This is a genomic window from Oleiphilus sp. HI0067 (assembly GCF_001635735.1).
On sequence record NZ_LWFI01001459.1, the window covers coordinates 1 to 721 of the forward strand.

1 protein-coding gene is annotated in these 721 nt (G+C 44.9%); it reads left to right on the forward strand.

The features are described from left to right. Positions 1-721, forward strand: a 721-nt coding sequence (locus A3739_RS30325; RefSeq protein ID WP_068503069.1) for a response regulator, incomplete at both ends; no start/stop codon positions are given.

Sequence of the window (721 nt, forward strand, 5' to 3'; positions counted from 1 at the left end):
ATATTCAGCCTGAGGCCAATGCTCGCGTAAAGCGCTTGGGAGCGATCGATTTTCTCAAAAAACCAATAGACCAAGGGCAATTAATCAGCCTATTGGAAGATTTTGGGCTTTATCGTACAGCCAATGAAGCATCCGCAAATCCGAACGTCAAAGATGCAATCAACAGCATCACTAGCATCGATTATCGCGAATACATGCAAGAGGCTAGCAACGTCGCAATGGGGCAAGCCGCGGACCTTCTTGCTCGCTATTTGAACGTATTTGTAAAATTACCTATTCCTAACGTTAACATCATTGATGTTGGCGAACTGGAAATGGCTCTGGCTCATACCGAAGAGACATCCAGCTATTCGGCTGTATGCCAAGGCTTTATTGGTTCAGGCATTTCTGGAGAGTCGCTGCTCATCTTCAACGACTCTTGCTTTAAGGACATGGCAAGCCTTCTGAATTTTCAGGGCGAGATCGATAGTAAGGCAGAACTTGAATTGCTAATGGAAATGGCCGGCATATTAAGCGGAGCCTGCATTAATGGTCTGGCTGAACAAATCGATCTCATCTTTAGCCAAGGACATCCGGTAGTGCTGGGTCAGCACGTTCAAGTCAATGAACTGATTGGCAAGAATTCAAACCAATGGAAGCAAACGCTGGCTATTGAAATTAATTACAGCATCGAAAACCACAACATCTCATGTGACCTGCTATTGCTCTTCACTGAAGATTC